Raw genomic sequence first — 16,800 nt, 5'->3', positions numbered from 1 at the left:
GCCCCGGCCGATCGCCGGTTGAGGTTGCAGCCCCTGCTGGGGCGGTGTTGGTGCTGTTGGAAGGGGATGTTCCCGCGCTCCCTCTGCCTGCGGTCGGGCCCCCGGTTGCCGGGCTGCTCTCACCTCCGCTGGGGCGGTCTGGTGCGCTGCTTCCACGGCGTATTCCGTTCGGCCGCCGGGCGTGGCCTGCGTGGTCTCCGGCTGTTCCCGTTCTCGTTCTCGGCCGGGCTCGGTCCCCGCCCGGCCGGTGCCGGGTGCCGGGGGTGAAGTGGCCGCTCGCTGTGTGGGTGTTGGGGGTTTGTGTGGGTTGGTGGGGTTTCTGGCTTTCTAGTCGTGTTCATGTCACGGGGGCCGTGTCCGGTTCTTGGTGACGCCGTGACCAGGAATCGGGGGACTCCCCATGACGACGATGAAGGGCGCCGCTTGTGACGCCCGGGTGGAGATAGTTGATCTGTTCGGCGGGCCGGGTGGCTGGGATGTGGCCGCGCAGCGCCTCGGTCTGCCGGTGACCGGGATCGAGCACGACCGTGCGGCGTGTGAGTCGCGGCGGGCCGCCGGGTTGGACACCGTCGAGGGTGACGTCCGCGCCTACCGGCCCGCCGATTTTCCCACCGCGACCGATCTGATCGGTTCGCCGCCGTGTCAGCCGTACTCGATCGGCGGGAAAGGCGCCGGACGCCGCGCGTTGGACACGGTGCTGCATTTCGCGGACCAGTTGGCCGCGCGCCGGGATATCCGGGCGGGTCTGGCCACGCTGGACGACGAGCGCACCGGTCTGGTCCTGGAACCGCTGCGGTGGACGCTTCAGGCCCTGGACGGCGGGCGCCCGTACCGGACGGTGATGCTGGAGCAGGTGCCCACCGTGCTGCCGGTGTGGGAGGCGATGGCCGCCATCCTGCGTGTCGAGGGCTACACGGTGGTCACCGGCCGGATGAACGCCGAGGAGTACGGCGTCCCGCAGACTCGGGCCCGCGCCGTGCTGGTCGCCCGCCGCGTGGGCGCGGGCGAGGCCGCTCTGCCCGCTGCGACCCACCGCCGCTACTCCCGCACCACCGACCAGGACGGCGGCAACCCCGATCTGCTGCCGTGGGTGTCGATGGCGCAGGCGCTGGGCTGGGGGATGACGCACCGGCCCGCGCTGACCGTCGCGGTCGGCACGGGGGCCGGTGGCCCGGACCCGTCCTGTGTCGGCGGGTCGGGCAGCCGCGCCACCCTGTACGGGGAGCGGGACGCGGGCCGCTGGATCGCCGACACCCGGCTGGTGGACGCCGATGAGCTGCCCGCCTACCGCGGCGGCCGCAAGGACATGATCCGGGTGTCCGTCGCCGACGCGGCCGCGCTCCAGACGTTCCCGCCCGGCCACCCGTTCCGGGGCTCGCGGACCAAGCAGTACGAGCAGATCGGCAACGCGATGCCGCCGCTCCTGGCCGGGGCCGTCATCCGGCGGGCGATGGCCGCCGAGCTGGCCGCCCGCACCGGCACCCAGGCAGCCTGACCCGCCCCCTCCCGGCCCCCGGCCCCCGGCCCCCGGCCCGCGCCCCGCGCGGACCGGGGGCCGGGGGCCGGTGTGGTGCTGACGCCCCCGCGTCCCGCCCTGCCTGTCGTGCCACGCATGACGCGGCCACCCCCAGCCCGCTGGCGGCTGATGATGTTGCGTCGCTTACCTCGCGCACCGCCACGGTGCGGCCCGCCGGCCCTTCGGGGCGGGGGAGGTGCGAGCGCTCCTCACACCTCGATCAAGTCGACGGGAAGCAACACGAAAGTTGGTAGTCGCTATGGGAAATGCGTCGAGGCCCGGGACCGTCCCCGCCCGCGAGATCGACCACAACCTGTTCGAAGTGGACGGAGAGCAGTATTTCGTCCGCGAAACGGTCTGGAACGGCATCGACGGCCGTTCCTACGACCTGGTGCGCCGCCGTGACGACCAGGAGCTGACCGAAGACGAGTCGTTCGGCAGCTACCCCACCGACGCGCAGATCGCCGCGGCGCTCGAAGAGCACGGGATCGACGTCGAGCTGGAGACGTGCAAGCTCTGCCGAAAGGAGATCCTTCTGGCCACCGCGAACCGGCACGACACCGGATGGGTGGGCACCCGCCATGGGACGAGCGGCTGCGCATGACCGTCTGAGTCCGCACGCGAGCGCCCCGTCGCCCCGGAGTCCATCCGGTTGCGTGGCTCGCAACTCCGCGCCGCCCCGTCTGACGGCCCCTCCCCGGCATCTGCCCGGGGGCGGGCCGTCCTGCGTTCCCTCCGCCAACTCCCGTTTCTTTCCCTCGTGTTGCGGGGGTTGGTGTGTGCCGGGTCAGGGTGCGGTCACCGGGCCGGAAAGGGGGCGGTGGATCACCCTGCCGCTCTTCCTCGGCCCGCTCCATCCCGACGCCGTCGCACACGGCACGCTCGAAGGGACGCCCATGCCCCGCCTGACCCGCCAGCAGAACACGCAGCTCGACCGCGTGGAGCACTTCCTGAACCTGGCCCTTGCGGAACTCACCAATGACCGGACCGTCGTCGCGATGAAGTCGGCCGGAGCCGCGACCGTGGAGTTCTACAACGAGCGCAGTGACCAGTGGATCGCGCCCATCCGCCCGGCATCGCTCGCCTACCTCGATCACGCGATGCGCGCTGTCGAGTCGATGCGCCGCGACGCCGCGCCCAAGAAGACCGAGCCGCAGCCCTGATTCTCGAGCACAGCCCGTGCCTCCGGTTCGTGGCCCCCGTCGTCCTCGTGGCGCCGGGGGCCGCCCTACGCCCTTCTCCCTGCGTCGCACGTTCGGTCCCGCCCCCGCCGTGCCGTGCTGCGCGCCGACACCCAACTCCGTGTCTGCGTCGTCGTGTTGCGGGGGTTGGCGTGTGCCCCGTCACGGTGCGGTCACTGGGCCGGGGGAGCGGCGGATCACCCTCCCGCTTTTCCCCGGCCCGCTCCACCCCCCCTTTCCGGCGGCCGTCTAGCGGCCCGGCTGCGGTCCGGTGGCGGGCCGGTGGTGTTGCGGGGCTTGCCCCGCGCCCCGTCACGGTGCGGGCCGCCGGCCGCCAGGGGCGGTGACCACCATCCCGCCCCGCGCCCCGGCCCGCCCACCCGATCAACCCGATTGCGCGCACCGCGCGTTCGAAAAGGAGAGTCCCGCATGTCCATATCCGCCCCCGCCACCCTGACCACGGCCACGACCGGAGAGGCTGCGACCGCCACGGCCAGGGTGCCGCGCAGGGAGCCCCGCTACCCTCACATCCCCGCCGTGGCGGGCAACGCCAACGTCCGCGCGCTTCTCGGCCAGGGCATCCACCCCGCCAGCGGACAGCCCCTCGCCGATGCCCCCGGCGCGGACTGCGGGAACTGCCTGCTCGCCTACCGCATCCAGCTCCCCGGCCGTGACGGCACCGGCGCCAGTGAGCGTCTGAAGTGCTCGAAGGCGCCGATCAGCCGCCGGGGCCGCCAGGGCATCGACCTGCGCCCCGCCACCGGCGACCAGCCCGCCACCCCCGCCTGCACCCTGCACTGCACCTTCGCCGACTGGCCGTACGAGCCCGACGGCCGCTACGACACCGGCGCCGGTCAGATCGGCACGGGCCGCGACCACACCGACGACTGGGGCGTCCACGCCGTGTACCGGATCTTCGGCATCGACCTGGAGCACCAGTGCGTGTGGGTCGAGCTCGAAGCCGAGATGGTCCCGGACACGACCGCACCCGGCGGCTACCGCGCCCGCGTGCCCGAGCCCCAGCGCTCCCGCCCGGACCAGCCGCACCTGTACCGGTTCTGGACCGACCTGGCCCGCCTGCACACCGCCCAGCTCACCCACACAGCCGACACGGGCCAGTGCACGCACGAACTCGTCCGGGGCGGCCGCGTCCTGATCGCCCCGACCGGCCGCTGACCACCCCGCCCCCTGCCGGCCCCGACCACGCCGCCCGGCCCGCCCCCGCACCCCCTGCAGGGCGGGCCGGGCAGCGTGCCCGCCCCGTCACCCGCGCGGGCCGGACACCCCGCCCCGGCCGCCCCCTTGCACGGCTAGCCGGCCGCCACGCCACCGTGCGCACACCCGTCACGGGCCACCGGCCCGACCCCGAAGCGACAGGAGCCGCATCGTGTACGAGAAGCCCGACCTGGACACCCCGCTCGCCGCCCTGCGCACGAACATCACCGCGTGGCAGGCCAGCCTTCAGCGGCACCTGTCCGACGAGCGCAAGAGCCAGAGCATCGCCTTCGACGTCCAGCTCATGGAGGACCGCGACGACATCGCCGCGAAGATCGTGGAGGACTTCACCGCGATCGACACGGAGATGTCCAAGCGCCGCGTGACCGACGGCGCCGCCCCCTCGGCGTGGAGCATCGAGCGCCTCACCGACGCCGAGCTCGCCGCCGCCAAGGCCGACTGGCCGGAACTGGCCCTGTTCAACGACGCCACCCTCCGCCTGGCCACCGACGTCCTCGGCATCCACATGGTCCGGGACATGGCCCGGCAGGCCGTACGCAACGCCCCCGGCGTCCTCAACAACTCCCGCACGAAGTAGAGCGAGCGGCCCGCTGCCGCCCCGTCCCGCTCCGCTGCGCCCCGGCCACCGGCCCACGCGCCGCTCCCCGCTACCGCCCACAACCCGGAAGAGGCCCCACCGTGTCCGAACGCATTTTGACCCTGCCCGGCAGCACCGACCGATTCATCGTCACCGACCGTCCGGAACCCACCCTCACCGACCGGTACCAGCCCTTGCCCGACGGCATGAACACCAGCCACGTCACCGTGGTCCGCGCATACCAGATCCGCGCCGGTGACATCGTCGTGGCCTCCTTCACCGACGGTCCGGGCACCCGCTACGCGGAACACGTCGGGACTGCTTTCGTTGCCGACCCGCGCGGCTACACCCGCTGCCTGGACTACTGCGAGGAATGCGAGGACATCGCAGCTTCCGGCCTCACCGCGGACCGGTTCGTGTGCCTGGCCCCCTCCAACAGCAGCTACGACTGCGTCACCGTCTTCCGCAACACCCCCGTCGCGATCATCCCCGCCGACACTGCAACCCGCTTCCCGTCCCTGGACTCCGTCCCGCTACTGCCGGACCTGTTCACCCTCGACGGTGAGCACGGCCCCTACGAGGCGCTGCCAGTTTCCCGCACCTGGGGCCCCTACGACGCGATCAGCGTCACCCGCACCACGGCCGAACAGATCACGGCCGACCTGCCCTCCAGCCGCGCCGGCCGCCACCTGAGGTGTAGGTGGCTGAGGAAGGCGCTGCTGATCACCTCGGACCCGCGACTGCGCCGCGAGCCGGGCCGCAGCCCAGGGCTGCTCATCCGGCCGGACGCGGACGGCCGGTACCGCATCGGGGGCCTGTGGCGGTGGGTGGAGTGGCCCGCCGAGCAGGACGATGACGTCGACCAGAGCTGACGTGACCGCACCCCGCGCTTTGGCCTGAGCGACGTCCCGCCGGACCGCCTTTCACTCCCGGGGCGGTCCGGCACCCCGTCCGGCCCCGACCGTGGCCGCCCGGCCTCCGGCCGAAACCGCCCCCATGCTCACCCCTGGCCTTCCGGGACCCGGGCGCCGCGATCACGTGTCCTGCCCTGAACCCCGGCCCACCACACCACCGAGGAGAACCAGCCCATGCACATCAGCCTCGAACGCAAGGCCCTGCCCGACCGCCTCAAGGAAGCCGGATGCCCCGGCGACCGCCGCGCCCCAGGTGCCCGCCCGGGGCCGGGGCCGCCGCACGTACGGCTGGCTGCCGAGTCTTGTGGGGGCTTGCCTCGCGCCGGGGGAGCGGCGGTGGTGCCGGAAGACGCTCCCGCACGAGGTGATCACCCGTGGCATGATGCTGATGCCCGGCTGGCAGGCGGACCCCGCCGAACCCGCCGGCGTACCGGTCACATACACCCCCGCACCGCAGCCCGCCAGCGTCTGAGGCTCTGCTCCGCGCCGCCCCGACCCGCCCCCGGGCCGGGGCGGCTCTGCCGCGTCCGCTGCTGCGCGCCGTCCGTGCCGGTTGCCGTGCTTGCCCCGCGCCGGGCCCGCCGACCGCCCTGGGCCGCCCCTGCGTCGCACCCCACGTCACCGAGCGGAGAGAGCCTTTCATGGGATACATCACCTACGGCCACACCGAGTTGGACACCTACCTGCGTACCCACGCCATGAGCCGGGCCGGGACCCTGTGCAACCTGAAGGACATGCTCGCCCACGTGCGCGAACTCGCCCCGCTGTGGTGGGAGCACACCGGCGCCACCCTGGGTGCCCTCCGCTTCACCGGCGGGTTCATGGGCAACGCGCTGTCCGCCCTCTTCGATGACGACGAGCTTTTCACCAGCTGCGCCGTCTCCGGCATCGAGCAGCTGCGTGCCGGGCTCGTCCCCGACCGGACCCGCCGCGTCCTCTACGGAGACGACCACGCCGACCGGCTGCTCCTCAACTTCCAGTTCGACACCTTCCACATCGCCGACGCCGACGATTCCTGCCGGTTCTTCGACGGCTCCCGCCGCCCCGTCGCGGCCAACACCACCGTGGCCATGCTGCACATCGACCGCAGTCCCTCGTGGGTCCAACCCGGCGAATTCGGCCCGGGTGACCTGCCCGGCGCCGAGACGCGCATCACCACCGTGCTCGCTCCGATCGACCAGAAGACCGCGGTCCTGAACGGATGGTGCGCGGCCATCGACGCCCGATAGCCCCCGCCTCGAGAACGCCCCCGGCCCCCGGGGCTCCGCGACCAGCGCGGCGCCCGGGGGGCTCACCCATGCCCCGCCCCGCCGCTGGCCGCCGGGCGGGTGCGCTGGTTGCCGTGCTTGCCTCGCGCCGGGCCACCGTGCACCCGCCCCGCCCCTTTCACACTCCCGGAGCCGACCACCATGAACACCACCCTCGCCGCCGTCGAGCAGGTCCCCGGCACAGCCGACACCGACACCACGATCGACCTCACCGCAGTCACCGCGTACACGGCGGGCATCGTGCGTCTCGCCGAGGCGAAGGGGCTGCGCCCCGCCTGGGGCCAGCCGCACGGCCGCACCCGCCGCATCATCCTCAACGCGGTCGGCCCGCACGGCGCGTTCGGCTCCATCGTCATCGGCCGCACCAGCGGCAAGGTCCTGCGCGCCGAGGTCATCCACGGCAACGACGCCAAGGTGCCCCGCCGCGCCACGGGCACCAACGCCGTGCGGGCCCTGCTCATGGAGGTGACCCCGTCCGCCTGCCGCCAGGGCTGCACCGCGCAGTCCTCGACCGCCTGCCGCCCCTGACCCACGGGCGGACACTGCCCGCCCCCTGCCTCGGCCCGCCTCCCCAACATCCGGGGGCGGGCCGTCGGCATGTCCGCACCCGCCCCGCCTGCGCCGTCCCCGCTGCCCGGCCCTGGCCGCGTCCGGCGCGATGGTTGTGCTGCTTGCCGGCCGCGGCCGCAGGGTGCGCTCACCCACCACGGGCCGCACCGGCCCGTCCCCGCCGGAGACGGCGCACCGACGAAGGAGTCCACCTCATGAACTGGGCCGAACTGCTGAACGCCCTGCTGGTCGCGGGCATGGTCATGCCCCTGCTGCTCATGCTCCTCGGCCTGCTCGCCGCCACCCGGGCCGTCGCGATTCAGATCGCGGCACTCACTCTGCTGACGGTCTCAGCGTTCTGGCGCGGCGACGCCGACGGCACCGTCTTGTACGCCTCCGCGAACATGGTTCTGCTGCTGATGCTGCGCCGCTCCCGTGCCCGGGCGAAGGCCCGCACCCAGGACCACGACAAGGACCAGGGAAAGAACCCGGACCAGGACCAGGACCGGGGCACGGATCAGGCCCCCGTCATCACCACCGTGAAGAAGCTCTGACTCTCTGCTCTCCTGATTCGCCCAGCAGATCCCGGCCCCGGTTCCGCGCGTGCGGTGCCGGGGCCCTCCCGTGCCCGCAACCAAGAGCACGGGGACGTTCGTGGGGGTTGCCGGGCTTGGCCGTCCGCGGGCCAGAGTGCAGGCACCGACGACGTAACTCCCACCCCGTGAGGAACCATGCCCTTCTCTGACGCACGCGCCCCCTACACGCCCTTCCTCGGGCTTCCGGTCGAGGGTGCCGCCGAATACGGCATCCGGCAGCGGCCCGTTGAGGAACTGCGCCCGCAGTTCGAGGCGGTGCTGCACGATCCGACCGTCATCGAGTTCGGGTGGCAGCAGTACACGCCGTACGACCCGGGCCCCTTCGGCGTCCACTACATCTGGGTGCGCACCGTCGAGGAGCCACCCACCGCGACGGCGCGGGATCTGTGGCTGATGGACGGCGGCTGCCCGAGTCTGGGCGACACCTACGGCCCGAACCGTGAGCACTACCGGGGCCCCGACCGGGGCCGCTTTGAGCGTGTCATGGCGCTCCACCACGCCCTGGAGGGAGGTGGTTTCGACGACGCGCTGCGGCAGGCCTTCGGTGACCCGACCGCCGTGACGGTACGCCGCGACGGCATCCGGGTCGCCCCCTGCGACCACGATTGACCCCGCTCTCGGGCCCCGATCGCCGATCCCCTCTGCCCCGCCCACGCCCGACCCCGTCCCGGCGCTGGCCCGCGTGCCTTCGGCTTCCTGCGCAGCAACGCCCCGGACTCCAAGTGGTTCTCCGCCGCCCTGAGCCAGGACGACTTCGGCAAGTGGACCCGTGTCCCCCAGGACCTCGTCGCCTCGACCGGCGAAGCGGACCGGACGGCTCCTGCCACGTCCTGACCAGCGCGAGCCACCCCCGCCCGGCCGACCACATCATCACGGTCGGCCGGGGCCCACGTTGCGGGGCTTGCCGGCCCCGCTCCACGGTGCACGCACCCGGCGAGCCGACAGCCGAGGCGCGAAAAAGGCCGGTGGGCTCGCCCAAGGCTTCCAACTACGCCCGCTGGGCTCCTTGCCCCGGGCAGTCCCGTCCGCCGAATCCCCGACCCCGCAGAGGAGATGCCGTGCGCTTCCTGGCCGACACGCTCACCATGCCCCCGGCCGTGGCCGCCGCCGTCTATGAAGCCGACGGAGCCGACACCGACTTCATGACCCAGTGGACGCCTGGCCGCTCTCTGGCCGACTGCGAGTGGATGCGCACCTACCGCACCACCGCCGAGACGGTCATGGAACGTGGCTTGGCCACCATCGCCCTGGCCCAGTCCCTCGACCGGATGCTCACCGCAGCAACTGCCCGCGCTAACCACCACACCTCCACTATCACCCGCCGGGCTCTGGCCGCCCTGACCGACGTGCGCGACGCACTCACCAGCCCCGACCACGACCCCATGGGACCGCTGCCGACCGGGCTCATCAGCGCGCTGGAAGACCAGTGCATGCAACAGGGCCTGATCACACTGCAGGAACGCGCCACCTGCCCCGAGCACCTGCGCCCTGTCGACGAATGCGTGGGCCGCCCCCACTGACGTCTGCCCACGTCCCTGCGCCCGCCCCCGGTTCTGGCCCGCCGAGGGCGGGCGCGCGCTGTTGCGGGGGCAGCCCGCTGGGGCGGCCCGGCATCCCCAAGCCCCCGCCCGGCCCCGGTCCGCCCTCGCGGCGGCCGGGGCCGCTCCCGTGCCCGCCGCATGCTGCGGGAACGCTCCGCCCGCGTCCGCTTGCACCGCTTGCCGGTCGCGGCCGCACGGTGTGCTCACCCACCACGGGCCGCACCGGCCCGAGCCCGCTCAACGCGGCGCATTGACGAGGGAGTTGGAACATGGACGACTGGATGTGGCCCGACGGGAGTGCCGGGGTCGAGCTGCTGCACCCGGGCCAGATCAAGACGGGCCAGCGCCTTGCCCGTGAGGTCACCGGTGCCGACGGGTCCGTCGGCACCGAGTTCACGCCGGTCTGGGGCATCAGCGTGGGAGGCACCCACGAGACGTACGGTGGCTTCGGATACAGCTTCCGCACGAGCGACGGCGAGCTGCGCCCTGCGCCGTCGAACTCCCGCGTGTGGGCCCACCCGCAGATCCGCCCCGAGGACCTCCCGCCCCACGAGGGCCGGTGGATCACCCACCAGAGGTTCGGCGCACACGACCACAAGCCCGGCGTGCTCGGTGACCGGTACTTCTACGAGCGCACCCGCGCCATTGACGCGTTCACCGCACCCGACGGCCGGGTCTACCGGCTCCTGTGCGGCCGCAGCACCCGGCAGGACGACCGCCAGGACCCGCAGGGCCGATGGAGGTGCTACTGGGTCTACCGCTGGGACCACGGAGTGAAGTGGCTCGGTCCCAGCCGCGAGAACGCTGATCTGGCATACGAGCAGTTCGAGCTCATTCGCGAGGGACGCGCCTGGTGACCGCTCCCGGCCCGCCCCCAGCCTCCGGGGGCGGGCCGTCGGCGGGCCCGCGCTCGGCCCGCTCCCGATCCCCCGAGGGCGGGCCGTCGCCACCCCCTGCCGCGGCCCGCCGCGGCTTGCGGGGCTTGCCGGCCGCCGCGCCACGGTGCGCGTGCACGACGTTGCGTGCACCGTCCGACCCGTCCAGGAGCAGGAGGCCACCCCGATGAGCGTGACCCGATGGTGTGTCAGCACCCACAGCGGCAGGATCATGACCACCCTGTGGCCCGACCGCTCGTACGCCCCGGTCAACGTCTACGACAACGGCTGGCTCGTCCGGGTCAGCGCCCGCGTCCGTACCGGACACTGCCGGACCTGCCTCGGCGCCGGATGCGGCAAGCCCGAGGTCAAACCCTCCTACGAGGGCCCCTGCTCGCGCGTCCCGCACGAGCTGATCACCCGCGGCCGCATGCTCGGGCCCGGCTGGCAGGCGGACCCCGCCGAACCCGTCGGCGTCCCGGTCATGTACGCCCCCGCACCGCAGCCCGCCAGCGTCTGAGGGGACGCCCAGCCCCAAGCCCCGGCCCGCGACGGGCCGGGGCTGCGTCATGCCCGCCGTCCCGCGCGGGGCGGCTCTGCCGCGTCCGCTGCTGCGCGCCGTCCGTGCCGGTTGCCGTGTTTGCCCGGCGCCGGGCCACCGTGCAGTTGACCTCTGCCCCAGCCGCCCGGCCCAGGCGCTGAGCGGCCCTATCGGAAGGATCCACCCCCGTGGCCACTACGCCCACCGACGTGACCGCCGTCCTGAACCGCCTGATGACTGCTGCTTCCCCTTACGAGGAGATCGCCGTCACCGACGCCATGATCACTGCTGGCCTGATGTGGCGCTGCCCTTGCGGCGGCACAAACGCCTACAACGACATCGTGTGCGACCTGTGCGCCGCTGACCGGCTGTGGATCGCCGACCAGACTCCGCCCCGGTACAAGTGCTGGAAGCTGCTGGACGATCTCCGCGAGGGGCTGAAGGACTGGTTCGATGACCGGGCCCGCGTCCGCCGCCCAGCCGCTGTCGGCTTCCGTGTCACGAACGAGTACGGCGACGACCCGGCATGGGCGACCTCGGGCGCCACCGTTTATTTTCCGGACTCGCCGACCGGGACCGAGTACCCTCACGACTTCGCGCACTCTTGGGTCGCGGACGCCCTGGTCGAGATCAGCGAGTTCGACCGGCCGCAGCCCGGCGACAGCCTCCGCATCGTCGTCCCCGCCGTCTAACCGGCCAGCGGCCCGCCCGCCCCGTCTTCACCCGCTGCCCGCCGTACCGCTTCTCAGTACTCACCACCCAGCGGCGCCCCGCGCGGGCGCCGTGAGACGGAGAATCCCGAGTCCATCCCGCCCATGGACCTGGCCGCCGCGAACCTCACCTGACCGGCCCCTCGGCCCAGCCCCGGCACCACACTGACCGCCCGCCGAACCGGCCCGCACTCCCGGGAGTGCGGGCCGGTGGCGTGTCCGGAGCCGCCGACTGCCCGACTCCCCGGAAATCCGGGCACCGCGCCACGGCGTCGCCCTCACCCCTGGGGGTTGTGCCGCTTACCCACGGCCGGGCCACCGTCACAGCCCAAGCCCGCCGTTTTCCCGACAGGAGACGCGGCCTGACTTCTCGCTGTTCCCGCCACCAGGAGCCATCCACCATGCCGGACACCACCAACCAGCCCGACTCCCTCACTCCTGCCCCCACGGGGAAGCCCTCCCATATTCCAGCCGAACCCCACGACGGCACTCCCAACCCTCCCTCGGGCCTGACTGGTGAGGACCGGGCGATCCTGGCCCTGGAGAGCCGCTCCTGGCCTGCCCCTGGGCCGAAGGAACGCGTGATCCGTGAACGACTCGGCCTCTCACCCACCCGCTACTACCAGCTCCTCAACGCTCTGCTGGATGACCCCCGCGCTCTGGCCCACGATCCGGTGACCGTCAACCGGCTACGCCGTCGGCGCGAGGAACTGCGCCGACGGCGCGGGGACCGGTGAACAACATGCTGACCCCGCTTCCTCACATGCCCAGCACCTTGCGCCCGCGCGCTCGTTGGTCGTTGGTTTATTGCGATGTTTGTCCCGCTCCGCTCAGTTTCACGATTCGGTCGTACTCCGGGCCCGCACTCGTCTAACGGCCCACGGTCTTTCGGGGCTTGCCCAGCCCTGTTTCACGGTTGCGGCCATACCCCGGCGCCCTGCCCGCCGGGTGCCGAGGCGTGACTGAAGGAGGCCCCTGTGACCAAGACGAGTTCGCCTGCCCCGACCCTGACCGGCGCCCCACCGATCAAAGGAGCCCACCTTCCGTCCCGGCCCCGCACGCACCGCGCGTGCGGGGCCGGGACGCGTCGATGTAACGCCCCTGCCGCGTGCGTCTCCGATCTCCGGCCGGCTGCTTGCGGCGCTAGCCCGACGTCCGGCCAACGTCCCGCCTCGTCAAGGGGCGGCCAGCCCCGGCAGCAGCGTCGGAGGGACGAACGATGACCACCACCACGGCCCAGCCCCCGCGGACCCGCATCACCGACGAGAAGCACGCGCCCGGCAACCGGGCGATGAAGAAGATCTGGATGCTGGAGAACCTGGTCTTCCACTCCCGCACTGGCGAGGAGGAGCGCGCAGCCGCCTCGCGCATGCTGGACCGCGCCATCGCCGCCGCCCAGGAGAAGGGCCAGCTCACCACGAAGCAGAGCGGCGGCGATGGAGTCTGGCACGGCTACCGCCTCCCCGACATCCGCTACGGCGCCCGGTATGAAGAGGTCAAGCACCTGTCCACCACGGAGATCGCCAGGCGCATCCGCGCCGACATCAAGCTCGCACGCAAGGTCGAGGCGAAGTTGGGCAAAGCGACCGGCTCCGAGGTTGCCCTGACCGACTCGCTCACCGCGCTCGCCACCATGCCCAAGCAGATCAAGGTCTCCGTCCGCACCGACTACTTCTCCGGTGGCAGCGCGATCCGCGTGAAGGTCTACAGCCTCCCGGAGAAGGGCTGGGGGTACGTCCAGGAGACGGACATGTGGGGGGAGCCGCGCTGGGTACCGGGCCCTGAGCTGAGCGCGATCCTGGCGGCCCTGAAGGAGATCCACGGGGCCTACAACTTCGACGGCTCGGACCTGATGGTCGAGTATCACCACGTCAACTACTACGGCCAGGTCGGTGCGGCCTGAAAGCCGCTCCGGTCCAGTGAAGGCATACCAGAGGAAGGAGGCCTTCCCCGCCAAGTGACCAAAGTGGCGGGCCCCCGGCGAGGCGTGCAGGACTGGCAACAGACCTGTGCGAAGCCCTCGTGAAGAAGCCCCAAGGACACGCAGGCTGCTGCGGGTTACAGGGCCAGGGGGGAGAGCTGAAGGGTGAACGCAAGTGAACCTCTGATGAGGTCCCGTGACCGTAAAGGCCGGAGCAGTGCAGAACGCCGGCCCAGGGCTACTGCTGAGAAGCGAACACGGCGCGACGGTCCGATCTACGTCGCGTGTGGTCACCGTGGCCCCGGGATATAGGAGGCACCCGACCCAGCTCGCAGCTGGACGGAGCGGAACAGGACAACCCCGTAGAGGTCCGGTCGCATGACCGGTAGGCCGATGGCAACTGAGGCTCAACTCCTCTGCGGGCGAAGGAAGGCCCGAGAAGCAAAGGCCGCTGGGGTGAAAGCCCAGGGGAAAAGGTGGACAACGGCACCTCAGCCGCCGCCCATAACCCGGCGGATACCAGTCAACTGGCTGGGCGCGAAAGCGAGCTGACGCGGGCCTGGTGGACCTTTGAAGATGCCAAAGCAAAGAGACCGAAAGTCAGGAGACCGGAGTGGACGCGGAGGTGGTGGACGTGACTGTATTGACGGAATCTGAAACAGCCAACGTGACAATGGCCCTGAGCGACGCCGAGCAATGGCGCAGTACCGACTGGGCCAAAGCGGAGGCGGACGTGCGGCGACTGAGGCGGCGGATCTTCAAGGCAGCACGTGAAGAAGACCCGAAGAGGGTCAGAAATCTGCAAAAGCTGATGCTGAGGTCACGAAGCAACACGATCGTTTCGATCCGCAGAGTGACTCAGCTCAGCGCAGGACGCCGCACTCCCGGAGTCGACGGGGCGGTCGTGGTCAACGAACGGCAACGAGGTCAACTCCTGCGAGAGTTGACTGACGAACCGCGGTTCATGCCACTACCGGTGCGGCGAGTGCATATCCCCAAGGCGAACGGCAAGAAACGTCCACTGGGAATCCCCACGATCCGGGACCGAGTGGAGCAGGCCAGGGTAAAGAACGCCCTGGAGCCGGAATGGGAGGCGCGCTTCGAAGGGCGAAGCTACGGTTTCAGGCCCGGACGAGGATGCCACGATGCGATCGGCGCGATATTCCAGACGCTGGCCCGCAAGGGCGCCAAGAAGGTCTGGATTTTGGATGCTGACCTGTCCAGCGCGTTCGACCGCATCAATCATGATCGCCTGCTGGAGGCCATCGGCGACTTCCCGGCCTACCGGGAGATCAGAGGCTGGCTGAAAGCCGGGGTAATGGAGAACGGCAGGTTCGCCCCTACCGAAGAGGGAACGCCACAAGGCGGGGTGATCAGCCCCCTGCTGCTCAACATTGCACTCCATGGCATGGAAATCGCTGCCGGATACGATCCGAGCCTCACGCAAGTGCAGAGGTCACGGAGGAACATCCCTACGCTGGTCCGCTATGCCGATGATTTCGTCGTCATGTGCGCGACGGAGGCGGAAGCATGGCAGATCAAGGAGAAGCTCACCGACTGGCTGGCGCCGAGAGGGCTGACCTTTAACGATGAGAAGACCCAAGTGGTCCACGCATCGGAAGGGTTTGACTTTCTTGGTTTCAATGTCAGGAGATACGGTAAGAAGCTCCTGATCAAGCCCAGCAAGGCAGCGGTGCAGAAGGTCAAGAGGGAAATTTCTGATCGGTGTCAGCACATGGCAGCGGCCAGAACAACGGATCTGATCCGTAATATGAACCCTCTGATCAAGGGGTGGGCCACCTACTACCGAAGCGCCGTATCCAGCGAGACGTTCAAAAAGCTGGATTGGTGGCTCTACAAGCGGGAGTACAGGTGGGCGAAGAGGCGGCACGCACAGAAATCGCGCGGCTGGGTCAAGAGCGCGTACTTCGGCCGATTCAACCCAACCCGACAGGATAACTGGGTTTTCGGTGACACGGAGACCGGTGCTTTTATGGGCAAGTTCGGATGGACGAGCATCCAACGCCACGTGATGGTGAAGGGCGACGCGTCCAAGGATGACCCCAAACTGGCGGAGTACTGGCGGGAGCGAACGCGCAAGCGGAAACACCCGCAAGCAGACGGCAAGCTTGCCGTCAATCTCGCAGCCAGGCAGAAGGGGCTTTGTCCGTTGTGCGGACTTGACCTGATCGACGGAGCGACGTACGAACCAGACTCAGTCCGTGATTGGGCCAACTGGTTCCACGCCAGCTACCGGACGGTTCACAAGCATCATCTGATTTACCGCTCACGTGGTGGGTCAGATCGGGTGTCCAACCAAGCCTTGGTCCACTCCGACTGTCACCGGAGGCATCACGCGTCCCATGACTACGGTCAAACGCAGAATCACGCGCAGTCCAAGGGGTCTGCTTGAGCCGTGTGCCGCGACGAGTGGCACGCACGGTTCTGAGGGGGGCCTCGTCCCGAGAGGGGCGGGGCCTACCCGACAAGTCGACTGGCGCGAGCGCCCCTGACCCAGCCGAACCCGGCCCCGGCCCGCACGTGCCCGGCCACCTGACCGGCGCCGCGCCCCGCCCGATCTGACGGCCCGCCCCCGGCACACCCGGGAGGCGGGCCGTCCACGTCACCCTGCGGCATCGCTGCTCCCGACGCCGGAGGTTGCCCGGCTTGGTCGCCTCCAGGCCAGTGTGCGGGCATCGAGAACGCGGCTCCCGCCCCCGGCCGATGGGCCGACCGGACGCGCTCTCGCACTCTCCCCGCCACCCCACCCTGGAGTTGTCATGCCCGCGCCCATCCGCCCGACGGCTGCCGCCCCGGCAGAGCCCGCCTACCCGGCCCCCTACAACGGCCCCCGCATCGCGGCCGCCGACTTCTTCACCTTCGCCCGCACCGGCCGGGCGCAGACCACGCTGCCGCCCCTCCGCGACGGCGACAGCGCCAGCTGCCCCCAGGGGACCGAGTGGGTGCGCCACGACGGCCGGTGGATCGTCCCCGGCCGGCCGGGCGGCCTGACCCTGGACGACCGGACGGTCACCGGCTGGTGGCACACCCGACACAGGCCCGCCAGCAAGTTCGTCCTGGTTCACCGCCTCAACGCCGACGAGACGGACCGGATCACCGGCGACCGCTACACCAGCCGCAGCCACCTGCTGAGCCTGCGCGACGGCGCGTTCACGTACACCGAGCCGGTCTCCGGCCCGTGGCTGCGCCAGCTGGCCCGGCAGGCCGCCCGAACCCACACCATCAGCGTCCACCTGGAACTGCCCACCGGCATCGTCACCCTCCACTCGCGCCTGGTCGGTGACGTGTTCTTCCACCCCGTCGCAGCCGCCACCCCGGCCCTCTGCGCCTGACCACCGCACCCCGGCCTTCTGG

General features: G+C 71.1%; 18 protein-coding genes. All 18 read left to right on the top strand.

Going from position 1 to position 16,800, the window contains the following annotated elements; genetic code table 11:
- Positions 1-400 precede the first annotated feature (400 nt).
- The 18 genes from ACGRHY_RS26805 (at position 401) to ACGRHY_RS26720 (ending at position 16,778) form a co-directional block, all read left to right on the top strand.
- Positions 401-1,495: a DNA cytosine methyltransferase gene (locus ACGRHY_RS26805; RefSeq protein WP_394637864.1), complete on the top strand. Its 1,095-nt coding sequence runs from the start codon at positions 401-403 to the stop codon at positions 1,493-1,495.
- Between the two features lie 280 nt (positions 1,496-1,775).
- A complete protein-coding gene (locus ACGRHY_RS26800) occupies positions 1,776-2,120 on the top strand; it encodes a hypothetical protein (RefSeq protein WP_394637863.1) in 345 nt (114 codons plus the stop codon).
- A 175-nt stretch (positions 2,121-2,295) separates the two neighbouring features.
- On the top strand, positions 2,296-2,679 hold the full coding sequence (locus tag ACGRHY_RS26795; RefSeq protein ID WP_394637862.1) for a hypothetical protein: 384 nt from the start codon (positions 2,296-2,298) through the stop codon (positions 2,677-2,679).
- Between the two features lie 447 nt (positions 2,680-3,126).
- Entirely contained in the window at positions 3,127-3,873 is a 747-nt protein-coding gene (locus tag ACGRHY_RS26790; RefSeq protein ID WP_394637861.1) for a hypothetical protein, read from the top strand.
- A gap of 211 nt (positions 3,874-4,084) precedes the next feature.
- Positions 4,085-4,510, top strand: a complete 426-nt coding sequence (locus tag ACGRHY_RS26785) for a hypothetical protein (RefSeq protein WP_394637860.1) — start codon at positions 4,085-4,087, stop codon at positions 4,508-4,510.
- A gap of 101 nt (positions 4,511-4,611) precedes the next feature.
- Complete coding sequence (locus tag ACGRHY_RS26780; protein ID WP_394637859.1) at positions 4,612-5,382, top strand: hypothetical protein; 771 nt, start codon at positions 4,612-4,614, stop codon at positions 5,380-5,382.
- A 683-nt stretch (positions 5,383-6,065) separates the two neighbouring features.
- Positions 6,066-6,653, top strand: a complete 588-nt coding sequence (locus ACGRHY_RS26775; RefSeq protein WP_394637858.1) for a hypothetical protein — start codon at positions 6,066-6,068, stop codon at positions 6,651-6,653.
- 180 nt (positions 6,654-6,833) lie between these two features.
- Positions 6,834-7,220, top strand: a complete 387-nt coding sequence (locus ACGRHY_RS26770) for a hypothetical protein (RefSeq protein WP_394637857.1) — start codon at positions 6,834-6,836, stop codon at positions 7,218-7,220.
- A 236-nt stretch (positions 7,221-7,456) separates the two neighbouring features.
- On the top strand, positions 7,457-7,795 hold the full coding sequence (locus ACGRHY_RS26765; protein ID WP_394637856.1) for a hypothetical protein: 339 nt from the start codon (positions 7,457-7,459) through the stop codon (positions 7,793-7,795).
- Between the two features lie 177 nt (positions 7,796-7,972).
- Positions 7,973-8,446, top strand: coding sequence for a hypothetical protein (locus ACGRHY_RS26760; RefSeq protein ID WP_394637855.1), 474 nt, complete (start codon positions 7,973-7,975; stop codon positions 8,444-8,446).
- A 449-nt stretch (positions 8,447-8,895) separates the two neighbouring features.
- Positions 8,896-9,357: a hypothetical protein gene (locus tag ACGRHY_RS26755; protein ID WP_394637854.1), complete on the top strand. Its 462-nt coding sequence runs from the start codon at positions 8,896-8,898 to the stop codon at positions 9,355-9,357.
- A gap of 290 nt (positions 9,358-9,647) precedes the next feature.
- Entirely contained in the window at positions 9,648-10,235 is a 588-nt protein-coding gene (locus ACGRHY_RS26750; protein WP_394637853.1) for a hypothetical protein, read from the top strand.
- 205 nt (positions 10,236-10,440) lie between these two features.
- Positions 10,441-10,773: a hypothetical protein gene (locus tag ACGRHY_RS26745; RefSeq protein ID WP_394637852.1), complete on the top strand. Its 333-nt coding sequence runs from the start codon at positions 10,441-10,443 to the stop codon at positions 10,771-10,773.
- A 209-nt stretch (positions 10,774-10,982) separates the two neighbouring features.
- Positions 10,983-11,486, top strand: a complete 504-nt coding sequence (locus ACGRHY_RS26740) for a hypothetical protein (RefSeq protein WP_394637851.1) — start codon at positions 10,983-10,985, stop codon at positions 11,484-11,486.
- A 419-nt stretch (positions 11,487-11,905) separates the two neighbouring features.
- Complete coding sequence (locus tag ACGRHY_RS26735; RefSeq protein ID WP_394637850.1) at positions 11,906-12,241, top strand: DUF3263 domain-containing protein; 336 nt, start codon at positions 11,906-11,908, stop codon at positions 12,239-12,241.
- 482 nt (positions 12,242-12,723) lie between these two features.
- Positions 12,724-13,407, top strand: a complete 684-nt coding sequence (locus ACGRHY_RS26730; RefSeq protein ID WP_394637849.1) for a hypothetical protein — start codon at positions 12,724-12,726, stop codon at positions 13,405-13,407.
- A gap of 631 nt (positions 13,408-14,038) precedes the next feature.
- Positions 14,039-15,838: a group II intron reverse transcriptase/maturase gene (gene ltrA, locus ACGRHY_RS26725; protein ID WP_394637848.1), complete on the top strand. Its 1,800-nt coding sequence runs from the start codon at positions 14,039-14,041 to the stop codon at positions 15,836-15,838.
- Between the two features lie 367 nt (positions 15,839-16,205).
- Positions 16,206-16,778, top strand: a complete 573-nt coding sequence (locus ACGRHY_RS26720) for a hypothetical protein (RefSeq protein WP_394637847.1) — start codon at positions 16,206-16,208, stop codon at positions 16,776-16,778.
- The last annotated feature ends 22 nt before the right edge of the window (positions 16,779-16,800 follow it).

This window comes from Streptomyces shinuiensis, from assembly GCF_043660855.1.
Classification (GTDB): domain Bacteria; phylum Actinomycetota; class Actinomycetes; order Streptomycetales; family Streptomycetaceae; genus Streptomyces.
The sequence above is the reverse complement of the archived record's forward strand: the minus strand, read 5'-3'. Positions and strand labels throughout refer to the sequence as shown.